The following is a 22317-nucleotide window of genomic DNA, read 5'->3' as shown; positions in this document are numbered from 1 at the left end:
GGCAACCGCTCAGGCGTCAGCTGGCCTTTCTTTCTACTGATGAAGTATTCGTTGCTCGTTGCTGCTACTCTTGGCCTGGCCGCTGCCAACCTAGGCGCGTGCCGCAGCCACTCGTTGGTGCTAGCCCCTAAGCCGGCGCAGGCAGCAACCCAGGACAGCACCGCCGAGAAGATGCTTGCCTTTCAGCGCAGCGTGGGTGGCTGGCCCAAGGCCGTGAACGAGGTGAAGGTGGACTATAAGCGCCCCATGAGCGCCACCGACCTGCAGGATGCCCGCCGCGACGCCAGCCGTGAGGATGCTACCATCGACAACAACGCCACGACCCGCGAAATCACTTATCTACTCGGTGCTTTCAAAACTACCCAGAACCCGGCCTACCGCCTAGGTGCCGAAAAAGGCATCCGCTACCTGCTCAAGATGCAGCAGCCCAGCGGCGGCTTCCCGCAGTATTACCCGCTCAGCAACCTCTACCGCGCCCAGATTACCTACAACGACAACGCCATGGTGAACGCCTTAAAAGTGCTGCAAGCTGTGGCCAAGAAAAAAGGCGACTTCGCTCTTGTAGACCCCACCCTCGTGGCGCCAGCCCAGCGGGCAGTGGACCTAGGCGTGCAGTGCATCCTGAAAACGCAGTATATGCAGCACGGCAAGCGCACGGTGTGGTGCGCTCAGCACGACCGCCGCACGCTGCTGCCCTGCCCGGCCCGCGCCTTCGAGCTGGCCTCACTGAGCGGCGACGAGTCGGTGGGCATCACCGAGTTTTTGATGAGCCTCGACCAGCCCAGCCCCGAGGTGCGCCGCGCCGTGGAAGCGGCAGTAGCCTGGTTCGGAGCCGCTAAAATTGAAAATATGGCCGTGGCCGACATCACCGACCCCAAGCAGCCTAAGGGCCGCGACCGGGTAATGGTGCCCTCGCCCGGCAGCACCCTGTGGGCCCGCTTCTACGACCTCGACACCAACCAACCAATTTACGTGGGGCGCGATGGCGTGAAGCACGCCCGCCTAGCCGATATCGAAAATGAGCGCCGCACCGGCTACGTGTACGCCAGTACCTGGCCCGAAAAGCTCCTGACTAGTGAGTACCCCAAATGGCAGCAAAAGTGGAAACAGTAAGTGAGCAGGTGAGCCCATGACGCGTTCTCTAGGCTTAGGATATTCATTTGAACAAGCACTGACCTAGGCGCTAGGCCAACCGGCTACCCATCCATTATCTACCAGCAGTTGCTATAAAATCTTTGCAAAAACATGCCCGTCCTTTCCCAACTTTTTACGCAAGCCGGCGCGGCCAAGCCCTCGGTTGTTCTTCCTATTCCGGCGCTGTTCGAGCTTCCCGAAAAAGTGTTGCAGTTTGGCACGGGTGTGCTGCTGCGCGGGCTGCCCGATTTTCTGATTGACCAGGCCAACCGCCAAGGCATTTTTAACGGCCGCGTAGTGGTGGTAAAGAGCACCGACGGCGGGGGCGACGCTGCGGCCTTCGACCGCCAAGACAACCTGTACACCGTGTGCGTGCGGGGTGTGGAAGACGGCCAAACCATCAGCGAAGACGTGGTGTGCGCCGGTATCAGCCGCGTGCTGTCGGCTAAGAGCCAGTGGGCCGAGGTGCTGCAAGTAGCCACCAGCCCTGACCTAAAAGTGGTGCTTTCGAACACCACCGAGGTCGGCATCGTGCTCGACGAAAAGGAGGACCTAGGCGCCACCCCGCCGCGCTCGTTTCCGGGCAAGCTACTGGCGGTGCTGCACGCCCGCTTTCAGGCCTTCGGCGGCGCCCCCGACAAAGGCCTGGTGATAGTGCCCACCGAACTAATACCCGACAACGGCACCAAGCTGCGCGGCATTTTGCAGGAGCTGGCTGAGCGCGCCGCCCTAGGTCTCGATTTTATGCATTGGCTCACCACAGCCAACACCATCTGCAACTCACTGGTTGACCGCATTGTACCAGGTAAGCCAGCGACAGAAACCTATGCTAAGCTTACCCAAGAGTTGGGCTACGAGGATGAGCTGCTAACCATGTCGGAGGTATACCTGCTGTGGGCCATTGAGGGCGACGAGCGGGTGAAGGAAGTACTGAGCTTTCAGCAAATACACCCTGGCGTGATTGTGCAGCCCGACATCGACCTGTTTCGCGAGTTGAAGCTGCGCCTACTAAACGGCACGCACTCGCTCAGCTGCGGGCTGGCCTTTTTGAGCGGCGTAGCTACCGTGCGCGAAGCCATGGAAGATGACCGCCTGGCCACCTACGTCCGCAACCTGATGCTGGCCGATTTGCTGCCCGGCATCCCCTACCCCGTCGATGAAAAGGTGGGCCAGCGCTTTGGCATGCAGGTACTCGACCGCTTCCGCAACCCTGCCGTAGAGCACCGCTGGCTGGCCATCACGCTCAACTACTCGGCCAAGCTGCGCATGCGCGTGGTACCCGACCTGCTGCACTACTACGAGCGTTTCCGGGCCGTGCCGCAGTATGTGGCCCTAGGTTTTGCGGCCTACCTGCTATTTGAGCGCGGCACCCGGCAAGAGGGCGATAAGTGGTACGGCGAGGCCCACGGCCAGGAGTATCTCATTCAGGATGAGCAAGCGGGCTACTTCGCCGACCTCTGGCAGCGGCTACCCACCGCCGAACTCGTGCAAGCGGCCCTAGGCAACCAAGCCCTCTGGGGCACCGACCTCACGGCCCTGCCTGGCTTTGCCGACAGCGTAACGCGCTACCTCACCCAGCTTCAGCAAGAGGGCGCCGCTGCTACGCTGGCCACGGTGCTCAATAAGAATCAGAAAGCCGCAGTGTAGCGCGGACTTTTAATCCGCCAGTGGAGACGAGCTTACCCACGCGCGAATTAAAAGCCCGCGCTACGGAGCAGCTAGCGCAAATAGGCTACCATCGTATTGGGCGCTGCCGCAAATACTGCTGACCTTTGTCCCATTGCCTTGTTTAGCAGGGATGAAACCTGCCAAGCGCTAGCTGGATACTTGCTACTTGTTAATTGATATTTGCCATGAAGCACTTAGTTGCTAAAATCCACCCCGCCGACAACGTCCTGGTTGCCCTCACCGACCTACCCATCGGCACGCCCGTAACCTGGGATGGGGTGACCGTAACGACGACCGAGAAAATTCCCGCGAAGCACAAGCTCGCGCTGCACGATTTCGCGGTAGGCGACGAGATAACCATGTACGGCGTACTGGTAGGCAAAATGTCGGCTCCCGTGGCCACCGGCGGCCTACTCACCACCGGCAACCTCAAGCACGCCACCAACTCGTACCAGGAAGGCCAGCACTCGCAGGGCTGGGCCCAGCCCAATGTGAGCCAGTTTGAGGGCCGCACCTTCATGGGCTACCACCGCCCCGACGGGCGCGTGGGCACGGCCAACTACTGGCTGGTTATTCCGTTGGTATTCTGCGAAAACCGCAACATCCAGGTGCTCGAAGAAGCCCTGGTGAATGACCTAGGCTACGCTCGCCGCAAAAGCTACCAGCCCCAGACCCAGGCCCTCATCGAGCTGATGCAGGCCGGTAAGTCGGTAGAAGAAATCTTGGCCACCGACCTGCAATCGGCGGAGGTAGACTACCAGAAGCCCAAACTGTTCCCGAACGTAGACGGCATCCGCTTCCTCAACCACGAGGGCGGCTGCGGCGGCACCCGCCAAGATGCCCAGGCCCTGTGCGGCCTGCTGGCCGGCTACATCACGCACCCCAACGTGGCCGGCGCCACCGTGCTTAGCCTAGGATGCCAAAACGCCCAGGCCACCATGCTGCAAGATGAGATAAAGCTGCGCGACCCCAACTTCAGCAAGCCGCTCTTTATTCTGGACCAGCAGACCCTAGGCACCGAGGAAACGCTGGTGAGCACGGCCCTGCGCCAAACCTTCGCGGGTCTCATGCAGGCCAACCAGCAGCAGCGCCAGCCGGCCCCGCTCAGCAAGCTCTGCATCGGGCTGGAGTGCGGCGGCTCGGACGGCTTCTCGGGTATTTCGGCCAACCCCGCGGTGGGTCATACTTCCGACATTCTGGTGGCCCTAGGTGGCTCGGTTATCCTGGCTGAGTTCCCGGAGCTATGCGGCGTAGAGCAGGAAATGGTGAACCGTTCGGTAGACCACGAAACGGCCCAGCGCTTCACCTCGCTCATGAAATCGTATGGCGACTCGGCCATCGCGGTGGGCTCGGGCTTCGACATGAACCCCTCGCCCGGCAACATCCGCGACGGCCTAATTACGGATGCTATTAAGTCGGCGGGCGCGGCCCGCAAGGGCGGCTCGTCGCCGGTAGTAGCCGTGCTCGACTACCCCGAGCTCGTGACTAAGCCCGGCCTCAACCTACTCTGCACCCCCGGCAACGACGTGGAGAGTACGACTGCCGAAGTGGGCTCGGGTGCCAACGTGGTGCTCTTCACTACCGGTCTCGGCACGCCCACCGGCAACCCCATCGCGCCGGTCATCAAAATCAGCACCAACACCAAGCTGGCCCAGCGCATGCCCGACATCATCGACCTGAACACGGGTACCATCATCGACGGCGAAGAAACCATCGAGCAGGCCGGCGAGCGCATCCTCGAATACGTCATTCAGGTAGCCAGCGGCCTAGAAGTGCACGCCGTGCGCCACGGCCAAACGGACTTCATTCCGTGGAAGCGCGGGGTATCGCTGTAATTCAAAATACGCCTGTCATCTTCAAAATACGTCTGTCATCCTGAGCTTGCGAAGGACCTTATCGCGGTTGCAGTCATCAGAGATACTATTTCAACGTCTTAGTTCTGACGTGAGAAGGTCCTTCGCAAGCTCAGGATGACAAACGGTTGCTCATTGCTAATTGCTCATTATAATATGACTCCCTTTCTCTCAGACGACTTCCTGCTGCAAACGCCCACCGCGCGCCAGCTCTACCACGAGCACGCTGCGCCGCAGCCCATCATTGACTACCACTGCCACCTGCCGCCCGACCAGATTGCCCAGAACCGGCAGTTTGAGAACATCACCCAAATTTGGCTCTACGGTGACCATTACAAGTGGCGGGCCATGCGGGCCAATGGTGTGAATGAGCGCTTTATCACGGGCGATGCGTCAGACTGGGAGAAGTTTGAGAAATGGGCTGAAACTGTGCCCTACACCGTGCGCAACCCTTTGTACCACTGGACGCACCTAGAGCTGCGCCGCTACTTCGGCATCACGGAGCTACTGAACAAGGATAGCGCCCGCCGCATCTACGAGCAGTGTAATGCCCTGCTGCAAACGCCCGAATACAGCGTGCAGGGCCTACTGCGCAAGATGAACGTGGCGACCGTGTGCACCACCGACGACCCTGCCGACTCATTGGAGCACCACCAAGCCATTGCGGCCCAAGGTTTTGAGACGCGCATCCTGCCTACCTTCCGCCCCGACAAGGCCATGACGCCCGAGGCGCCCGACTACCCCGCTTACTTGCAGCGCCTAGGGGCAGCGGCGGGCATCGAAATTCGCGCTTATGCTGACCTGCTGGCAGCCTTGCGCCAGCGCCACGACTTCTTCGCCTCCCTAGGTGGGCGCTTGTCGGACCACGGCCTAGAGCAGATTTATGCTGCCGACTATACTGAAGTAGAAGTAGCTGCCATCTTCGACAAAGCGCGGCTTGACCAAGGGCTGACGCCCGCCGAGATTGAGCAGTTTAAGTCGGCTATGCTGGTTGAGCTAGCTATTATGGACTGGGAGAAGGGCTGGACCCAACAGTTTCACTTAGGGGCGTTGCGCAACAACAACGCCCGCGCCCTGCGCCAGCTGGGCCCCGACACGGGCTGGGATTCTATTGGCGATTTCTCGCAGGCGCAGGCGCTTTCGCGCTTCCTCGACCGCCTCGACAACCAGGACAAACTAACCAAGACCATCCTCTATAATCTCAATCCGGCCGACAACGACATCTTTGCCACCATGATTGGCAACTTCCAGGATGGCTCGGTGGCCGGTAAGATGCAGTTTGGTTCGGGCTGGTGGTTCTTGGACCAGAAAGATGGCATGGAGAAGCAAATCAATGCCCTCAGCAACATGGGCTTGCTGAGCCGCTTCGTGGGCATGCTCACCGATTCGCGCAGCTTCCTCTCCTTCCCGCGCCACGAGTACTTCCGCCGCATCTTGTGCAACCTGCTGGGCCGCGATGTGGAAAACGGTGAACTGCCCGCCGAAGAGCTACCCTGGCTGGGCCAGTTAGTTGAAAACATCAGCTACGGTAATGCCAGCCAATACTTTGGCTTCGATGCTGCGCCTGCACCGGTGAGTTCAGGAGAGTTGGTGGCAAACTAGCGGTGTCCTTTGCCGAAAGTCGCTTAAAGTAAAACGTCTATCAGGGCGAGCGTAGCGAAGCAATTGCACCTGTTTAGCCGCACTGTTCGAGTGCGATTACGTCGCTACGCTCGCCCTGATAGGCGTTTTTCTACCAACCTAGATAGTTATCTATCTACCGGCTATCGGCAACGATTACGCTAATAAATTCGCTCTAAACTGCATTTTTGGCCTTCGTCACCGCCTACCTTTCCGGTCTTAAATTTCCCTAGGTGCCGCCAATTGGCAACTACTAGCCGAAGCCGCGCACCTGGTTTCTTCCTTATATGAAGCAAGTCGTAACCTTCGGCGAAGTGATGATGCGGCTCTCGCCGCCGCTGAACTACCGGCTCCCCCAAACGGCCACTCTCGAAGTCACCTACGGCGGCGGCGATGCCAATGTGGCTGCCGCCCTCGCCCAAATGGGTGTGCCCGCCGCTCACGTCGGCGTGTTTCCGGCCAATGAGCTGGGCTATGCGGCCGCCAACCACCTGCGCCGCTATGGCGTGGACATGAGCCGCTGCCTTTTCACCGAAGGCCACCGCCTAGGGCTGTATTTTCTGGAAGTGGGCGCCTCGCTGCGGCCTAGCCGCATTGTTTACGACCGCGCCGATTCGGCCTTCGCGAACCTCGACCCGGCTGCTTTCAACTGGGATGAGCTGCTGAAAGATGCTGGCTGGCTGCATTGGACGGGCATCACGCCCGCCATTTCGGCTGCCGCTGCGCAGGCCACCGCCGATGCTATTGCAGCGGCGCGCCGCCTCGGCATCACGGTTTCGGCCGATGTGAACTACCGCCGCAACCTGTGGCAGTACGGTCAAAAAGCCCAAGACGTAATGCCCGACCTAGTAGCTGGCTGCGACATTGTAGTTTGTACCGAAGGCGACGCTGATGACCTATTTGGCATCAAGGCTGCCGAAGGCACCGATAACGGCTTTATCTCTATGAGCCAGCAGTTGACCCAGCGCTTCCCCCAAATCAAGCGCGTAATTGCGACGCGCCGCCAAACGCAGAGTGCGTCGCACGAGCGCATTTGTGGCCTACTTTGGGACCAGGGCGAGTTTTTCGAAACGCCGTTCTACGACATCAGCCCCGTGGTAGACCGCATTGGCGGGGGTGATTCTTTCATCTCCGGCTTCATCTATGGAGATGCCCACTACGAGAGCCGCGAGCAAGCCCTGTCTTTTGCCACCATTGCCTCGGCCCTCAAGCATACCATCCACGGCGACATCAACCTAGTAGCGCCGGCCGAAGTCGAGCACCTTATGCAGGGTAACCTGACGGGGCGCCTCCTGCGGTAGTCTATTTAAGCTGTTAGCTATCAGCTGCTAGCTGCTAGCTCCCCTAGGCGGGCCAAGGCAGCTTCCTTTCCACTTTGAACCGATAGCCAACAGCTAGCAGCTGATAGCTAACAGCTCATAAAAATGTCTTCTTCTGAAGTCCTCGCTCAAGTACTTGCTGCGCCACTGGTGCCGGTTTTCTTTCATGCCGATGCGGCCCATGCCCAGGACATGGTGCGGGCGTGCTATGCAGGCGGCGTCCGAGTATTTGAGTTTACCAACCGCGGGGCCAATGCCTTCGAGGTGTTTCAAGAGCTAGCCAAACTCACGGCCACCGACTGCCCCGACCTCGTGCTGGGCATTGGCACCATCTATAACGCGGTCGACGCCGAGCGCTTCATCGCGGCGGGAGCAACCTTTGTAGTGCAGCCCATCACGACGGCCGACGTGGCTGAAGCCTGCCAGCGCCATGACGTAGCCTGGGTGCCAGGCGCCATGACCCTCAACGAGATATACGCGGCCACCCAGCTCGGGGCGCAGCTAGTGAAAGTATTCCCAGGCAACGTGGTTGGGCCCGACTACATTAAGGCAGTGCGCGGGCCCATGCCGGCCACCAAGCTCATGGTAACGGGCGGCGTCGAGCCCACCGAAGCTAGCCTCGCCGAATGGTTTGGCGCGGGAATCAACGCCGTGGGCATTGGCTCACAGCTGTTTAAGGGTGCCAGCGACCCGGCCGTGGTTACGGCCCGCGTGGCCCCGCTCATACAGTTCTTAACTAAATCAGTGCCTAGTGCCTAGTGCTTGGTCTTCTGCCAATTGCTAGCTGCTTTTGCAACAGAAGACCAAGCACCAGGCACTAAGTACCAAGCACTACAACCTATGAATCCCACCCTTCACAGCTCGCCGCCCGGCACCGACACCTCGGTGGTAGGCAAGTACCGCTGGACTATCTGTTCGCTGGTATTTTTTGCCACAACTATCAACTATCTCGACCGGGCAGTTATCTCGCTGCTGAAGCCTTACCTCGAAACGGCGTTTCACTGGAATGCGGGCGACTACGCCAACATTGAGATTGCCTTCAAGCTGGCCTACGCAGTGGGCATGGTGGGTGTGGGTCGCATCATCGACAAGCTCGGCACCAAGCTGGGGTATGCCATCTCAACGGCCTTGTGGAGCATAGCAGCTATGGGCCACGCGCTGGTTAGCAGCACGTTTGGCTTCGGGGTGGCGCGGGCTTTCCTAGGTGTCACGGAGGCCGGCAACTTCCCGGCAGCCATCAAGACCACGGCCGAGTGGTTTCCGCAGCGCGAACGGGCCCTGGCCACGGGCATCTTCAACTCTGGGGCTAATGTAGGGGCCATCGTAGCGCCGCTCACGGTGCCGCTCATTGCCGAAACCATTGGCTGGAAGTGGGCCTTCCTTATCACGGGAGCGCTGGGCTTTGTGTGGCTGGTGCTGTGGTATGCTGTGTATGAAACGCCAGCCAACAGCAAGCGCCTGAGCAAGGCCGAGTTTGACTACATCAATTCCGACACCCCGGTAGGCCTGCCGGCCGAGAGCGCGGTAGTGGAGGAAAAACCCAAAACCTCGTGGGCTACCCTGCTGGGCTTTCGCCAAACGTGGGCCTTCGTGCTGGGCAAGTTCCTGACCGACCCCATTTGGTGGTTTTACCTGTTCTGGTTGCCCGACTTCCTAGGCAAGCAGTACCACCTCACGGGCACGGCTATTGCCCTGCCAGTAGCGGCGGTGTACGTGTTGTCGAGCATCGGCAGTGTGGGTGGCGGCTACCTGCCGATGGGCTTTATTAAGCGTGGCATGCCCGCTTTCCAGGCGCGCAAAACGGCCATGCTGGTTATTGCCTTCTGCGTGTTCCCGATAGTGTTTGCGCAGTACCTAGGGCAGCTGAATATGTGGCTGGCGGTGCTAGTAATTGGCATTGCGGCGGCGGCCCACCAGGCCTGGAGCGCCAACATCTTCACCACTGTGTCGGACATGTTTCCGAAGCGGGCCGTGGGCTCGGTTACGGGCATTGGCGGCTTTGCGGGCGGCATGGGGGGCATTGCGCTGTCGGCGCTGGTGCAGAAGCGCATGTTCGTGTATTACGAGGCCCTGGGCCAACTCAACAAGGCCTATTTCATCATGTTCCTGATTTGCGGGGGCATCTACCTGCTGGCCTGGGTTATCATGTTCACGCTGGTGCCGCGCATGGAGCCTATCAAGCTCGACGCCGACGATATTCTTCCCACCGCTTCTTAAGCTGCTTCTATGAAACGCTCGTTTATCGCCGTGGCGCTGCTGGCCTTGCCCGCGCTCACCTATGCCCAAACGCCCGAGCAGCGGCTACCGCAGCCTACTAGCAGCAAGGCGCTAATCACGACGCTGCCCACGCCCCTAGGTGGCCAAATGACCAAGAAAAACGCGGCAGCAGCCCAGGAAGTGGAGAAGCTGGAGCGCCAGCGCTTCGCCGCTCAGGTCAGCAAGGACTACGCTTTCTTGGAGAAAGTTTTTGCCGACGACCTCGTGTACACCCACGCCAACGGCAAGCAAAACGGCAAACTCGACTACCTCCAAAGCATCCGCGACGGCAAAAGCGTGTACGACAAGATTGACGTGGAGAGCATTAGCGTGCGGGCTTACAATGACGGCACCGCCGCCGCGGTGCATGGCCAAATCGTTATTTACCAGCCTAATAAGCCCGACGGCACGCCCAACGTGGCCCACATTAAGTACGTGACGATGCAGATTAAAGACCCTAAGAAGGGCTGGCAAGTCGTGCTGTGGCAGTCGCAAAAGCAGCCGGAAGCAAAGTAAACAAGCCTGTCATTGCGAGCGCAGCGAAGCAATCGCACCCAAACAGCGGTACTCAACAGGTGCGATTGCTTCGCTGCGCTCGCAATGACAAGCGGTTCTGCTACCATAATCACCTATGTCCCCTACCCCTACTCACGACGAACTAGCTACCCCCGTTGGCACTACGCTCGAGCGCTACATCATGCGCAAGCAGGCTGAGTTTCCGTTTGCCACCGGCGAGCTGTCGCAGCTGTTGCGAGACATTGCACTGGCCAGCAAAATCATGGTGCGGGAAGTGAGCCGGGCGGGCCTCAATAGCATTGCGGAGGCAGTAGGCCCCGAGGGAGAGCAGGGTGCCCCGCGCCACCGCCTAGGTGAGGAGGCGCACATCCGATTTGTGCGGGCCCTCACCAATGGGCGCGAGTGCTGCGCGGTGCTGAGCGAGGCCCGGCACGACATCATCGATACGGGCAACCACGATGGCAAATACGTGGTGGCGCTCAACCCGCTCAATGGGTCGGTGAGCTTAGACTTCAACGTAAGCACGGGCACCATTTTCAGCATTTATCGGCGCGTGAGTCGCTATGGGGGGCCGGCACGCGCCGAAGACTTTTTGCAGGGCGGGCGAGCGCAGGTAGCGGCGGGCTACATCCTGTATGGCTCCAGCACCATGCTCGTATATACCACCGGGCACGGCGTGGCGGGCTTCACCTACGAGCCCAGCCTAGGCGAGTTTTTCTTGTCGCACCCCCAGCTCACCATCCCGGCCCAAGGCCAAGTCTTTTCGTGCAACGAAGGCAACTGGTTTGACTTTCCCGAGTTTGCGCGCACCTTCCTCACTACTTGCAAGGAGCGCCGCTACACCGCCCGCTACGTAGGCTCGCTGGCGGCCGATTACCACCGTAATCTCTTCACGGGCGGCGTGTACCTCTACCCACCCACCGCCGAGTGGCCCGGCGGCAAGCTGCGTTTGCTCTACGAGTGTTACCCTATCGCTTTCATAACCGAGCAAGCTGGTGGCGTTGCCGTAACTGGCGCCGACGAGGTGCTCGAAGTGCCTCCTACTAAGGACCTGCACCAGCGGGTGCCGCTCTTTGTGGGCTCGGCCGAGCTGGTGCGTGAGCTGCAAGCCGTGGCCCACGCCTAGGTGGTGCCCCCGTAGCGCGGGCTAAGGCAGCCTAGTTAGCCGGTTTACACCGCAGCTTAGGTTACTTAGCGCCAACAATGCGGCGGGCAAGTCGCTTTTTATCCTGTTCTTTCACCGATTTGTACGGCGCTGGCTGTGCGCACCCTTTCCCATGTCTAAAATCGTTTCGCCTGAGGTAGAATTCAGCAAGCTGCTGAACGACGTCAAGCAGGCTGTTCCCGAAGTGTTTTCGCCCGCGGGCGGTTACCTCAACCTGCTGGAAGGCAAGTGGCAGGAAGCCGGCGACCCACGCCCTTTCCACTCCCCCATCGATGGCTCGGAGATTGGCTCGCTGCCCATGCTCAAGCACGATGAGGCCCTGCGCGCCGTGCGCTTTGCTAAAGGCGAAGCAGCCGCCTGGGCAGCTACCGACCTCGACGAGCGCCGCGCCAAAGTGCAGGCTTGCCTTGACCAGTTGCGCCCGCACATCGACCTCGTGAGCAAATTGCTGATGTGGGAAATCGGCAAGACCTACAAGCTGGGCTTCAACGACATCGACCGCTGCATCGAGGGCGTGCAGTGGTACGTGGACAATATCGAGAGCCTGCTTGGCGACCGCCGCCCCCTAGGGCTGGTGAGCAACATTGCCTCGTGGAACTACCCCATGTCGGTGCTCATGCACGCGGTGCTGGTGCAGGTGCTGGCCGGCAACGCCGTGATTGCCAAGACCCCTACTGACGGCGGCTTTATCTCCCTGAGCCTCACCTTCGCCATTGCCCGCCGCTGCGGCCTGCCCGTGACACTGGTAAGCGGCCCCGGCGGCGAGCTGAGCGACGTGCTGGTGAAGGACGCCGCCGTGGATTGCCTCTCCTTTGTGGGTGGGCGCTACAACGGCCGCAACATCGCCGACGCCCTCAGCCAAGAGCACAAGCGCTACATGTTGGAGATGGAAGGCGTGAACACCTACGGCATCTGGGACTACTCGCAGTGGGACGCGCTGGCCGACCAGCTCAAGAAGGGCTACGACTACGGCAAGCAGCGCTGCACGGCCTACGTGCGCTTTGTAGTGCAGCGCTCGCTGTTTCCCGAGTTTTTGGAAACCTACACCAAAGCCATCGGCAGCCTGCGCGTGGGCAACCCTACGCTGGTAGACAATCCCGGCGACAAGCTGCCCGACCTGGCTTTTGGCCCCGTCATCAACGCCCGGCAGGCTGAGAGCCTCGACGAGCTATTCAACAACGCCACCAAGACCGGCGCCATTCCGTTCTACCAAGGCAAGCTAGACGACTCGCTGTTCTTGCCCGGCCAAGACCGCTCGGCCTACCGGGCGCCGCGCGGCCTGGTGGGCCTGCCCCGCCAAGCCGAGCTGTACTTTAAGGAGCCCTTCGGCCCCATCGACAGCATCGTGCTCGTAGACCGCGTGGAGGAGTTAGTGGGCGAGATGAACATCTCGAACGGCGCGCTCGTGACGGCCCTAGGGTCGGATGATGAGAAGTGGGCCAACCGCACCGCCAAGGAGCTGCGCGCCTTTAAAGTAGGTATCAATAAGCTGCGCTCGCGCGGTGACCGCGAGGAAGTATTCGGCGGCCTGGGCGAGAGCTGGAAAGGTGCCTTCGTGGGCGGCAAGCTGCTGATAGAAGCCGTGACGCAAGGTGCGCCCTCGCAACCGGTACTCGGCAATTACCCCGACGCCATTCTGCTGCCCGAGAAAGCCTAGGGCTTGCTAACACGCTTATTTCGGGGCCGTTTTCCAGTAGGGAGGCGGCCCCGTTCTATTTCCCACCCCCGCCCTATGTCCAAGATTCTTGCCGCCCTGCTCGCGCTGCTTGCCCTAGGTGCCACGGCACAACCTTCGCCGGGCAAGCTGCCTAGCTCCGTCATCGACTGGCGGGCGGCTACTACGCTGCCTACCTACCTCTTGCAGCAGGTGCACGCGCAGTACGAGCCGCGGCGGGCCGAGCTAGCCAAGGCCCTAGGGTCGGCGGCGGGCACCCAGGCCTACCGCGACTCGGCGCGGGCGCGCTTTCGGCGGGTGCTGGGGCCGCTGCCAGCACGCACGCCGCTGCGGGCGCGGGTGGTGGGCACGGTGCCGCAGGCGGGGTTTCGGATAGAGAGAGTTATCTACGAAAGCACGCCGCGCCACCACGTCACGGCCAACTTATACCTGCCCGAGGGCAAGGGTAAAAAGCCCACGGTGCTGCTCTTTTGCGGGCACGAGAACACCAGCAAGGCCACGCCCTCGTACCAGCAAACGGCCCGGCTGTTTGCCCGCAATGGCTTCGTGGTACTCGTGATTGACCCGATTTCGCAGGGCGAGCGCATGCAGCTGACCGACGCTAGCGGCAAGCCGCTCACCCGCGGCGGCACCACCGAGCACACGCTGCTCAATGCGCAGGCGGCGCTCCTAGGTCGCTCGCTACCTGCCGCAGAACTGTGGGACAACGTGCGCGGCCTCGACTACTTATTGACCCGGCCCGAAGTAGATGCAGCTCGCGTGGGCTGCCTCGGCAACTCGGGGGGCGCTACCCAAACGGCCTATTTCGTGGGGTACGACGACCGTGTGCAGGTGGCCGCACTGTGCAGCTACGTGGCCAGCGGCGAGCGCAATCTCACCCTCACCGGCCCGGCCGATGGCTGCGTACAGCTGCCGGGCGCCGGGGCGGTCGGCCTCGATATCGCCGATTGGCCTATCATGTTTGCCCCCAAGCCGCTGCTGTGGCTCACGGGCCGCTACGACTTTGTAGACCAGACCGACATGGAGGCCGCGTATGCCGATACGCACCGCGCTTACGCGGCCTTAGGTCAGCCCGAGCACACTAGCCTATTCACCTACGACGATGGCCACGGCATCTCGGCGCCCAAGCGGGTAGCGGCCGTGGCGTGGTTTCGGCGGTGGCTGGGGGTGAGTGGGCCGGCAGTGCCCGAAGAAACGCCTCTGGTAGCCTTGCCCGAAGCCGCCCTGCGCTGCACCAGCACCGGGCAGGTCAACACCAGCTTCAAGAATGAGGAAACGCTGTCGGCGGGCTACTTGGCTGAGGCACGGGCACTCGCCAAACGCCGCCCTGCCTACTCGCCCGAGGCGCTGGCGGCGGTAGTAAGGCGCCAGCTCGACAGTGCTAATACAAGCAGTGGCCCCTTAAGCATCGACCTGCGTGACACCTTGCGCCTGCCCAGCGGTCAGGCTTGGCAGAATATCCTGCTGCGCAGCGCGGGCCAGCCGCCGCTGCCGGCGCGCTTGCTTTTGCCCACGGGCCCCGCCCCTACCCGCCTGGTGCTGTGGCTGCCCGACCTAGGAATGGCCACGGTGCTGCGCGATAGCGCCGCCCGCCTGGCCGCCTACCAGCGCCAGGGCACGGCGGTGCTGCTGGCCGACTTGCGCGGCCTCGGCGAAACCACCGACCCCGCCACGTTCAACGACCCCAAGTACTACAACCAAGAGTATCGTCCCACCCAACTAGCTCTGCACCTAGGGCGCCCGCTGCTAGCTCAGCGCGTGGGCGATGTGCGAACGCTCCTCAGCTTCTTGCGCAATGACAGCCGCTTGCGGACCCTGCCTATTTTGCTGCGGGCCGATGGCCGGGCGACGCTGGTGGCCTTGCACGCGGCGCTGCTCAGCCCGCTGGTGGCAAACTCCTCCGTATTGAAGGCCACCAACCAGGGGGGCGCTATTACGGGTAGCTATCACCCTCAAATCGAGCAGGTGCAGGTGAGCGGTGGGCCACCTAGCTTTCAATACTTTCTGGAAAACCCGACGGCCAAGGACGCTTACTCGGAGGTGCTGCCGAGGGTGCTGCGCACCTACGATGTGCCCGACCTTCGCCGCGCCCTAGGCAGCCGGCTAGTGAATTATTGAGTTGGCACAGTAAAAAGCTCTTTTTAGCTGCGCCCTGGCGAGCTTGAGCCAATAGATACAGAATAAGATAGCTAGTAAGGCCAACTTTGAATTACTTATTCATCGCCCTCCTTCCTGCTTTAGTATGAAATCTGTTACGCTTGCTGTCGCGCTGTTGCTCACTATGCTGGCTACGCGCCCGGCCCCGGCGCACGCGCTTGCTCCTACGCGCTTGGTTCCGCGGGGCTTTTGCCTGTTTGGCCGGCCCACGGCGCGCCCGCTCACGCGCTACCTTGCCGCCACGCTGCGCCTCACGCCTAGGCAGGCGGTGGCGGTGCAGCGCACCTTGCATGGCCACGCGGCCAAGCGCCTGGCGCCCGAGCAGCTGGCCTTGAGCCTGGGTCCCGTGCTCAGCCCCGAGGCGCAGCAACAGCTGCTGGCGCTGCAAGAGAACGCCGCTTCTTACCAAACGCTGGCGTACCTCACCGCCCACCGCTAGGCCAGTCGCACCAATAGCAATGCAGGTATTTTATGGGATACTTGCTAGGGGTGAATAGCCCCTGTGGGCTGTTCTAGCCACCACAGCGGCCAAGCGAGTTAGTTAGTTAGTTAGTTAGTTAGTTAGTTAGTTAGTTAGTTAGTTAGTTAGTTAGTTAGTTAGTTAGTTAGTTAGGGATACTAGGCCTCTGTTTTTAGGAAGCGCTGCAGCATATAGGCCTCCTGCTGCTACTGTTCTGCTTGCTACAGAGCCCCTTAATCTGGGCAGCAAAACCTTCGTAGAATTGGCTTGCGGAGTCTCTTTAGCCGCTTGCCTGGTATGGACCTGCCCCCTTCTACGGAACCCGACTTTTCGTCGCCGCCCCCTTTAGCTGCTACAGCTGCGCTGCTAGACGCGCTGCCCTGGGGAGTACTGGTACTCGATGCGCAACGCACTATTCAGCGCATCAACCAGCAGGCGGCCAGCTGGTGCGGCGTGGCACCTGATACCTTGCTGGGCCAGCCCTTGGCCGAAGCGCCGCTCCCGCTGGCCCTAGGGGCCACGATACAGCAGCTCTTGGATGCTGCTGACGCGGCCATACCGCGCGAAGTATGGCTGGCTTACTCGCAGCGCTGGCTTAGCCTGCGCCTAGGTCCGGCGCCGGCCGGGCAGCACTGGCTATTCTGGGAGGATGTGACGGACCGCCACCAGGCCGAGGCCGACCGGCAGCGCAACAGCCAGCTGCTGCTCGATATGGAGGCCGTGGCCCACACCGGCTCCTACGAGGTTGACCTGACCAACGGTAGTTTCTACTTCTCCGACGGCATGTACCGGCTGTTTGGGGAGGAGCCACAGGCCTTTGTGCCCACGCTAGCTTTTATTGAGGCCCGCTCGCATCCCGACGATGCGGCCCTGGTGCGGCAGGTGCTTGACGAGGCCGTGCGCACCCGGCAGCCCTACACCTACCGCCGCCGTATCCGGCGCGCCGATGGCCAGTGGCGCACCCTCGAAGCCCACGGTGAGGTGCGCACCGACGCAGTTGGCAACGCCAGGCAGCTTCGCGGCCTGGTGCAGGACATTACCGAGCGCGTGCAAGCTGAGCAGGCGCTGCACGAGAGCCGCGCGCTGCTGCGCGCTACCATCGATAGCTCGCTAGATATGGTGCAGGTGTTTGAGGCCGTGCGCGACGAGCAGGGCGCAGTGGTGGATTTTGCCTGGGTGCTGAACAACGCCGCCGCCGAGCAATACTACGGCGACGTCATTGGCCAGCGCCTGCGCCAGCTGAACCCCGGCGTGGTGGAGGAAGGCATTTTCGACGCCTTCCGGCAGGTGCTCGAAACGGGCGTGCCCGACCAGCGCGAGCATCACTACGTGCACGAGCAGTTCGACGGCTGGTTTTATCAGTCTACTGTGAAGCTGGGCGACGGCGTCACGACCACCACCCACGACATTAGCCAGCGCAAACAAGCCGAGCAGGAGCTGCGTGAGACGAAAGAGCTGCTGCAGGCTACCCTAGACAGCTCCCACTACGTGGTGCAGGCCTTTGAGGCCGTGCGGGATGCCAGCGGGAAGATTGTCGATTTTACCTGGATTCTAACCAACCGGGTCTGGCTAGAACGATATGGGGGCCCCATGGCGGGCAAAAGCCTCCTGCAAGAAAACCCAGGAGTCGTAGAAACGGGCTTGTTCGACCTGTTTGTGCAAGTAGTAGAAACCGGGGTTCCGATTGAGCACGAGCAGTATTATGCCCACGAGCAATTTGAGGCCTGGTTTGACCAAACGCTGGTTCGGATGCGGGATGGCTTCGTGATGACCACCGGCGAAATCACCGAGCGCAAGCAGGCCCAGCAGGAAATCTTGCAGCTCAAGGATGAGCTAGCCCAGCAAGCCGAAGACAAGTACCGCATTCTGTTCGACGCGATGGCCGAAGGCTTTGCGTTGATTCAGCTGGTCCGCGATGCGCACGGCCGCGCGGTAGATGCCCGCTACCTCGAACTAAATCCCGCTTTTGAGCAACAAACCGGCCTCGACCGCGCCCACGCCGTGGGTCAGTTAGCCAGTACGCTCTTCCCGACCTTTTATGCCGACTGGTTGGCCGTGGCCGAGCGCGTGCTGCAAGCCAAACAGCCAGAACGCTTCGAACACTACGTCGCGGACACCGACCGCTGGTATGTATTCTACGTGACGCCGGTTAGCGGGGCCGACTTGTTCGGGGTGTTCTACGACGACATCACCGCCCGCAAGCAGGCCGAGCAGCACCAGCAGTTTCTGTTACAGCTCACCGACGCGCTGCGCCCGCTTGCCGACGCGCGGGAAATTCAGCGCACCGCCACCCGCGTGCTGGGCGAATACTTTGGACTCGACCGTGCGATGTATGCGGAGATTACGCCCGACGGCGAAACGGTGGTGGTAACGGACAATTACCTAAGCGGGCGATTTCCGGCCTTTACGGGCTCGTTTCCGCTCTCGGACTACGGCCCCATCATCGAGCGGGCTCGCTACGGCGAGCCCCTGATTGTGGAGGACGTGGCCGCCGAAGCTGAGCTGACTGAGGAGGAGAAATTTAACTACCAGACCATCGGCTCCACGGCCTTTGTCACCCACCCACTCCTGAAAGGCGGGCGCTGGGTAGCCAACCTAGTGGTGCACCAGGGCAAGCCCCGCCGCTGGACGCCTGGTGAAATTGCCTTGCTACGGGAAACGGCCGAGCGCACCTGGGCCGCCGTAGCGCGCGCCCGCGCCGAGGCAACCCTGGCCGCCTCGGAAGCCAAGTACCGCACGCTATTCGAAACCATAGACGAAGGCTTTTGCGTGATGGAGCTCGTCTTCGACGAGCGCGGACAGGCTGCGGATATCATCTACCGGGAGGTAAACGCGGCCTTTGAACAGCACGCGGGGGTTGCCCTCTCCCTAGGCCAGCGAGCCAGCGAGGTTTTCCCGCGCATCGAGCCGCTGTGGCTTAGCAGCCTGACGCGCGTGCAGCAAACAGGTACCTCCGAGCGGGTGGAGGGCTACAATGCCGACACTAAGCGCTGGTTTACGGCGCAGTATTCGCGCGTGGGCGGCGCGGGCAGCCTATTAGTCGCCGTCGTATTTAATGATATTACCGAGCGCAAGCGGCGCGAAAGCAACCTTGGCCTGCTAGCCGAGGTGAGCCAGGACCTGGCGCAGCTAACCAACATCGACACGACGATGGCCCAGCTCGGAGCACGGCTAGGAGCGCACTTCGACGTGGACCGCGTCATTTTCGCCGAAATCAGCGAGGATGGGCAGGAGGGCCGCATCAGCCACGAGTGGCACCAGCCTGGGCTGCCGGATATGCGGGGCGCGTACACCACCAGCGACTACTTTTCGCCGGAGTTTGCGCAGCTCCTCCGCGCCGGCCGGCTCGCCGTAGTGGGCGACACCGCGCACGACGAGCGGGTAGATGGCGCGCGCTACGGGGCCCTAGGGGTGGGCGCGTTTGTGGGGGTGCCGCTGCTGCGCCACGGCCACTGGCGCTTCCACTTCAGCCTGCTGGTGGCCAGCCCCCGCACCTGGACGGCCGACGAGCTGGACCTGATGCGCGAGTTGGTGGGCCGCATTTGGCTGCGGCTGGAGCGCGCCCGCGCCGAGGAAGCCTTACGGGCGAGCGAAGAGCGCCTACAAGCCCTGGTGACCAACCTGCCGGGCGCGGCCGTCTTTATAGTGGGCCCCGACCTGCGCTACCAGCTGGCCGAGGGCGAGGCACTGTACACAGCCGGCCTCAACCCGGCCAGTCTGCTCGGGCTCACCCTAGGCGAAGCCCTGCCCCCTAGCCTAGCGGCCGAGCACGAGCGACACTACCGGCTGGCCCTGGCCGGGCAGGGCTTCTCGCTAGAGCACGAGGCCCACGGCCACACGTACATCTCGCGGGGGGTGCCGCTGCTCGACGCCGCGGGCCAGGTGGGCTCTGTGCTGGTCGTCAGCTACGACATCACGGTGCGCAAGCGGGCCGAAGAAGCGCTGCGGGCGAGTGAGGAGCAGTTTCGGACGGTAGCCAACCTGGTGCCCGACTTGCTCTGGCGCAGTACCACTGCTAGCGACACAACTTGGTATAACCAGCAGTGGTACGAGTACACCGGACAGACGCCTGAAGACGCCGCCGACCACGGCTGGACGAATGCCATCCATCCCGACGACCAGGCCGAATCGGCGCGCCGCTACCAAGCGGCCGTGGCCAATGGTCAGTTTCTGCACCAGGAACACCGTATCCGCTCGGCCCAGGGCGAGTACCACTGGTTTCAGGTACAGGCTCGGCCCGTTCGGAACGAGCAGGGCGAGATTACTGCCTGGTTTGGGGCCGCCACTGACATCCAGGCCCGTAAGCAAGCCGAGCTACACCGGCGCCAGACCGAAGAGCACTACCGCCAGCAACTAGAGCAGCAGGTGGCCGAGCGTACCCAGCAGCTCCAGGAAAGCCGCGACCTGCTGCAGTCGGTGTTCGACACCAGCCTCATTTCCATGTCGGTGCTCTACGCCGTGCGCGACGAGGCCGGGCAGATACAGGATTTCCGCCTAGGTCTGGTCAACAAAGAGCTGGAGCGCGAAACCGGGCGCCCCGACCTGGTAGGCAAGCTCTACGCGGCCGAGTACCCCGGCATCCGGCAGGCGGGCATCTTCGACCTGATGCTGCAAACCTTGGCTACCGGCGAGCCCCAGGGCATGGATTACTTCTACGACCAGGAAGGCTTTAACCAGTGGTTTACGTGCCAGTTTGTGAAGCTGGGCGACGGCCTAGTAGCCACCAACCTCGACATCACCGAGCGCAAAACTGCCGAGCAGGAGCGCCTCAAAAACCTGCGCTTGCTAGAGCAGGCCGAGGCGGTGGCAGGCCTAGGCAGTTGGGACTACGACCTAGCCACCAGCACCATGCGCTGGTCCGACGGCATGTACCACCTCTTTGGCTTGCCCGTGGGCACCGCCGTAACCCCAAGCCTCTACCTCGACGCCGTGCTGGACGAAGACCGACCTAGGGCCCGGCAGCTGGTGCACCGCCTGGCCACCGGAGAAGGCTTTGAAGAAACCCTGCGCCTGCAGGTGCACGAGCAGGTAAAAACGGTGCATATAAAGGCGGTAGCATTGCACGACGAGGCGGGCCAGCTGGTGCGAGTGCTGGGCGTAGACCTCGACCTCAGCGAGCTACAGCGCCTAGAGGCCGACAACCTGCGCCTGCGCCTAGGGCAGCAGCAGGCCCTGTTCGAGGCCGTGCAAGCCGCGCAGGAAGCCGAGCGCAAGCGCATCGCCGAAGGCTTGCACAACGGCATCGGCCAGCTTTTGTATGCCACCAAGCTACACCTCGGCCGGCTGCACGCGCCGCTGCTGGGCACCACCCCCGCCCTAGCGGCTGCCCGCCAAGAAGCCGACCAGTTGCTGAGCGAGGCCATCCGCCAGACGCGGGCCCTCTCGCACGAGCTAGTACCCATGACGCTTAAAGAGTTTGGCATAGCGGCCGCCGTGCAAGACATCTGCCGCAAGATGAGCAGCCCGCAGCTGCGGCTGCGCTGCCAGGTGGCGCTTGATGGCGAGGCAGCCCCGCTCCCGGCCTCGCTGCAAATGGCACTTTACCGCATAGCCCAGGAGCTGGCCCAGAACATTGCCAAGCATGCCCTAGGGGCCACCGATGCCAGCCTAGAGCTCGAAACCATGCCCGGCTGGGTGCTGCTACGAGCCGAAGACAACGGCCCCGGCTTTGCCCCAGCGGCGGCCACTAGCCCCGGCCTGGGCCTGCGCAGCATTCGCGACCGCGTGGCCTTGCTCGGCGGCCAGTTGCAGCTTGGCCTAGTGCCCACTGGCGGGGCCTATGTACGCATTCGGATTCCTCTTACTTCTATCCCTACCCATGATACGCCTTTTCCTAGTTGATGACCACGCCGTGCTGCGCTACGGCCTCCGCGCCCTCTTTCAGCAAGAGGCTTCTATGCAAGTGGTGGGCGAAGCCGACAACGGCATCCAGCTGCTTGCCCAGCTGCCCACCACCCCCTGCGACGTAGTGCTGCTCGACCTGCACATGCCCGAGCTCGATGGGCTGGCCACCACCCAGCGGCTACGGGTCGAGTTCCCCGATGTTAAAACCCTGGTGCTGTCGATGGTAGATAATGAGCGGGCCATTGGGCAGGTGCTGGCGGCTGGCGCCTCAGGCTACATCCTCAAAAACGCCAGTCACGACGAAATGCTGGTGGGCGTGCGGGCCGTAGCGGCCGGCCGGCGCTTTCTATGCTCCGAGCTTGGGCTGAGTGTGTTGGACAAATTCTTGGTTGGCGTACCCGAGCCGCCTGCCAAGCCCATGAGTGGCCTCTCGGCCCGCGAACAGGAGATTTTGCAGCTAGTGGCCGACGGCCTAACCACGGCCCAAATTGCCGAAAAGTTCTTTTCGAGCCCACGCACCGTAGAAACCCACCGCCAGAGTATCATGGAAAAAACCGGGGCTAAGAACACCGCCGCGCTGGTGAAGGCGGCCGTCAGCCAGGGCTGGCTGACCTAAGCCAGCCTTGCTCTGCGGCAGCTACCTAGGGCCA

At 61.8% G+C, this 22317-nt stretch carries 14 protein-coding genes; all 14 read left to right on the top strand.

What is annotated here, in order from left to right; genetic code table 11:
* Positions 1 to 39 precede the first annotated feature (39 nt).
* The 14 genes from pelA (at position 40) to JAO77_RS03210 (ending at position 22283) form a co-directional block, all read left to right on the top strand.
* Positions 40 to 1113, top strand: a complete 1074-nt coding sequence (gene pelA / locus JAO77_RS03275) for a pectate lyase (protein ID WP_198988866.1) — start codon at positions 40 to 42, stop codon at positions 1111 to 1113.
* A gap of 132 nt (positions 1114 to 1245) precedes the next feature.
* A complete protein-coding gene (locus JAO77_RS03270) occupies positions 1246 to 2781 on the top strand; it encodes a tagaturonate reductase (protein ID WP_198988864.1) in 1536 nt (511 codons plus the stop codon).
* A 206-nt stretch (positions 2782 to 2987) separates the two neighbouring features.
* Positions 2988 to 4637 carry a UxaA family hydrolase gene (locus JAO77_RS03265; protein WP_198988862.1) on the top strand — a complete coding sequence of 550 codons (1650 nt, stop codon included), beginning with the start codon at positions 2988 to 2990 and terminating at the stop codon, positions 4635 to 4637.
* A 174-nt stretch (positions 4638 to 4811) separates the two neighbouring features.
* On the top strand, positions 4812 to 6257 hold the full coding sequence (gene uxaC / locus JAO77_RS03260; protein ID WP_198988860.1) for a glucuronate isomerase: 1446 nt from the start codon (positions 4812 to 4814) through the stop codon (positions 6255 to 6257).
* Between the two features lie 305 nt (positions 6258 to 6562).
* Complete coding sequence (locus JAO77_RS03255) at positions 6563 to 7576, top strand: sugar kinase (RefSeq protein WP_198988858.1); 1014 nt, start codon at positions 6563 to 6565, stop codon at positions 7574 to 7576.
* A gap of 123 nt (positions 7577 to 7699) precedes the next feature.
* The gene (locus JAO77_RS03250) at positions 7700 to 8353 is read left to right on the top strand and encodes a beta/alpha barrel domain-containing protein (RefSeq protein WP_198988856.1); all 654 of its coding nucleotides are present in this window, start codon (positions 7700 to 7702) and stop codon (positions 8351 to 8353) included.
* An 81-nt stretch (positions 8354 to 8434) separates the two neighbouring features.
* Positions 8435 to 9811: an MFS transporter gene (locus JAO77_RS03245; RefSeq protein WP_198988854.1), complete on the top strand. Its 1377-nt coding sequence runs from the start codon at positions 8435 to 8437 to the stop codon at positions 9809 to 9811.
* Positions 9812 to 9820: 9 nt separating this feature from the next.
* Entirely contained in the window at positions 9821 to 10366 is a 546-nt protein-coding gene (locus JAO77_RS03240; RefSeq protein ID WP_235998190.1) for a nuclear transport factor 2 family protein, read from the top strand.
* Positions 10367 to 10481: 115 nt separating this feature from the next.
* Positions 10482 to 11492 carry a class 1 fructose-bisphosphatase gene (fbp, locus tag JAO77_RS03235; RefSeq protein ID WP_198988853.1) on the top strand — a complete coding sequence of 337 codons (1011 nt, stop codon included), beginning with the start codon at positions 10482 to 10484 and terminating at the stop codon, positions 11490 to 11492.
* Positions 11493 to 11643: 151 nt separating this feature from the next.
* A complete protein-coding gene (locus JAO77_RS03230) occupies positions 11644 to 13188 on the top strand; it encodes an aldehyde dehydrogenase family protein (protein ID WP_198988851.1) in 1545 nt (514 codons plus the stop codon).
* Positions 13189 to 13263: 75 nt separating this feature from the next.
* Positions 13264 to 15324: an alpha/beta hydrolase family protein gene (locus tag JAO77_RS03225; RefSeq protein ID WP_198988849.1), complete on the top strand. Its 2061-nt coding sequence runs from the start codon at positions 13264 to 13266 to the stop codon at positions 15322 to 15324.
* Between the two features lie 124 nt (positions 15325 to 15448).
* A complete protein-coding gene (locus JAO77_RS03220; protein ID WP_198988847.1) occupies positions 15449 to 15802 on the top strand; it encodes a hypothetical protein in 354 nt (117 codons plus the stop codon).
* A 318-nt stretch (positions 15803 to 16120) separates the two neighbouring features.
* On the top strand, positions 16121 to 21664 hold the full coding sequence (locus tag JAO77_RS03215; protein WP_198988845.1) for a PAS domain-containing protein: 5544 nt from the start codon (positions 16121 to 16123) through the stop codon (positions 21662 to 21664).
* A complete protein-coding gene (locus JAO77_RS03210; protein WP_198988838.1) occupies positions 21642 to 22283 on the top strand; it encodes a response regulator in 642 nt (213 codons plus the stop codon). The genes JAO77_RS03215 and JAO77_RS03210 overlap by 23 nt, the downstream gene beginning before the upstream one ends.
* The last annotated feature ends 34 nt before the right edge of the window (positions 22284 to 22317 follow it).

It is taken from the genome of Hymenobacter sp. BT559, from assembly GCF_016427535.1.
In the GTDB taxonomy this organism is placed as follows: Bacteria; Bacteroidota; Bacteroidia; order Cytophagales; family Hymenobacteraceae; genus Hymenobacter.
Note: the sequence above shows the minus strand (reverse complement) of the source record. Positions and strands in the feature narration are given on the sequence as shown.

What these genes read in the sequence shown, in the direction of transcription:
- pelA (WP_198988866.1), top strand. Translation starts at nt 40, where the DNA reads ATGAAGTATTCGTTGCTCGTTGCTGCTACTCTTGGCCTGGCCGCTGCC.
- JAO77_RS03270 (WP_198988864.1), top strand. Translation starts at nt 1,246, where the DNA reads ATGCCCGTCCTTTCCCAACTTTTTACGCAAGCCGGCGCGGCCAAGCCC.
- JAO77_RS03265 (WP_198988862.1), top strand. Translation starts at nt 2,988, where the DNA reads ATGAAGCACTTAGTTGCTAAAATCCACCCCGCCGACAACGTCCTGGTT.
- uxaC (WP_198988860.1), top strand. Translation starts at nt 4,812, where the DNA reads ATGACTCCCTTTCTCTCAGACGACTTCCTGCTGCAAACGCCCACCGCG.
- JAO77_RS03255 (WP_198988858.1), top strand. Translation starts at nt 6,563, where the DNA reads ATGAAGCAAGTCGTAACCTTCGGCGAAGTGATGATGCGGCTCTCGCCG.
- JAO77_RS03250 (WP_198988856.1), top strand. Translation starts at nt 7,700, where the DNA reads ATGTCTTCTTCTGAAGTCCTCGCTCAAGTACTTGCTGCGCCACTGGTG.
- JAO77_RS03245 (WP_198988854.1), top strand. Translation starts at nt 8,435, where the DNA reads ATGAATCCCACCCTTCACAGCTCGCCGCCCGGCACCGACACCTCGGTG.
- JAO77_RS03240 (WP_235998190.1), top strand. Translation starts at nt 9,821, where the DNA reads ATGAAACGCTCGTTTATCGCCGTGGCGCTGCTGGCCTTGCCCGCGCTC.
- fbp (WP_198988853.1), top strand. Translation starts at nt 10,482, where the DNA reads ATGTCCCCTACCCCTACTCACGACGAACTAGCTACCCCCGTTGGCACT.
- JAO77_RS03230 (WP_198988851.1), top strand. Translation starts at nt 11,644, where the DNA reads ATGTCTAAAATCGTTTCGCCTGAGGTAGAATTCAGCAAGCTGCTGAAC.
- JAO77_RS03225 (WP_198988849.1), top strand. Translation starts at nt 13,264, where the DNA reads ATGTCCAAGATTCTTGCCGCCCTGCTCGCGCTGCTTGCCCTAGGTGCC.
- JAO77_RS03220 (WP_198988847.1), top strand. Translation starts at nt 15,449, where the DNA reads ATGAAATCTGTTACGCTTGCTGTCGCGCTGTTGCTCACTATGCTGGCT.
- JAO77_RS03215 (WP_198988845.1), top strand. Translation starts at nt 16,121, where the DNA reads ATGGACCTGCCCCCTTCTACGGAACCCGACTTTTCGTCGCCGCCCCCT.
- JAO77_RS03210 (WP_198988838.1), top strand. Translation starts at nt 21,642, where the DNA reads ATGATACGCCTTTTCCTAGTTGATGACCACGCCGTGCTGCGCTACGGC.